Genomic DNA, 1,301 nt, shown 5'->3' with positions numbered 1-1,301 from the left:
ACTGATCTGGACTGATCTGTCGCACCGCCTCATCCGGCGGATCGTCCGGCCGGTACGGCGAGGGGAAAGTCGAACCAGCGCGGCAGAGACCGACGCAGGGCGCTCGGCCCGTCGACGACGACGGTGCCCGAACGCACGGCGTCCGACCAGGTGGCTTCGCCGCGCCGGATCTCGGTCAGCTCCCGCAACCCGGCCGTCACCCGGACCGAGACCTCGAATCCCGGGTTCTCGTCGCATACGTCGACCTCGTGGGGACCGATGACGAGCCACCACCGGCGCGCCGCGTGGGTGACCGCTGGGAAGACGAACTCGACGACCGTCCGTGATCCCGGCACGGCGGCACGGTCGACGTGCCGGTGCATGTCCCACATCAGCAGCCTCGGATCGAGATCGGCGTCGCCGAGCCTGCCGGTCCAGCGCGTCCCCCAGGCGCCGAGCGCGTCGACGACGGTCTCGAGGTCGCGTCCTGCGGGTGTGAGCACGTACCGGACGTCGGTTCCGTCCTCGAGGCGCTGCACGATGCCCGCCGCCGCGAGCCCGTGCAGCCGCTTCGACAACAGCGTCGGTGACATGCGGGGCAGGCCCCGTCGGAGGTCGTTGAATCGTTCGCTGCCGAGCACGAGTTCGCGCACCACGAGCAGCGTCCACCTCTCGTCGAACAGTTCCATCGCCTTGGCGACGGGACAGAACTGCTGGTAGGGCGGGCCCATGATCGGATAGTAGGCCGGTCGGACCGCCGCGACCAGCACGAACGGACGGCGATGCGGTACAGATTGTGTACTGGAGAACACCGTCCCGGCCTTCCTACAGTCGATCTGTGACCCGGGGCCGCCGCCCGACGGTGCCGAAGCCGGGTCCCTCGACAGGAGGAATCCTCTGATGACCGACATCTCCACGACACACGACGCCGATCGCGCCCTCAAGGCCAAGCACCGGGCGATGTGGGCACTCGGCGACTATCCGGCGGTGGCGACACAGGTCATCGCCGAACTCGGACCCGCACTCGTGTCCGCGACCGGAATCGGTCCGGACGACCGCGTCCTGGACATCGCCGCGGGGTCCGGCAACGCCTCGATTCCGGCCGCGCTCACCGGAGCGACGGTCGTTGCCACCGACCTGACACCGGAACTGTTCGAGGTCGGTCGGCGTGACGCCGAGGCGGCCGGCGCGGATCTCGACTGGCAGGAGGCGGACGCCGAAGCGCTCCCGTTCGACGATGCGAGCTTCGACGCCGTGATCTCCTGCGTCGGAGTGATGTTCGCGCCCTACCACCGGGCCGCCGCCGACCAGCTGCTCCGGGT

Annotated in this window: 2 protein-coding genes; one reads left to right on the top strand and one right to left on the bottom strand. The window is 69.6% G+C overall.

All coding sequences use genetic code 11. The features are described from left to right. Window positions 1-29: 29 nt before the first annotated feature. Window positions 30-710: a winged helix-turn-helix transcriptional regulator gene (locus R1101_RS0123635; RefSeq protein WP_037224962.1), complete on the bottom strand. Its 681-nt coding sequence runs from the start codon at window positions 708-710 to the stop codon at window positions 30-32. A gap of 169 nt (window positions 711-879) precedes the next feature. Here R1101_RS0123635 and R1101_RS0123630 point away from each other — a divergent pair. Beyond that, a partial coding sequence (locus R1101_RS0123630; RefSeq protein WP_016935638.1) for a class I SAM-dependent methyltransferase occupies window positions 880-1,301 on the top strand: 422 nt, incomplete at its 3' end.

Origin of the sequence: Rhodococcus sp. R1101 (assembly GCF_000278445.1) — a bacterium.
GTDB lineage: Bacteria > Actinomycetota > Actinomycetes > Mycobacteriales > Mycobacteriaceae > Rhodococcus > Rhodococcus gordoniae.
Note: the sequence above shows the minus strand (reverse complement) of the source record. Positions and strands in the feature narration are given on the sequence as shown.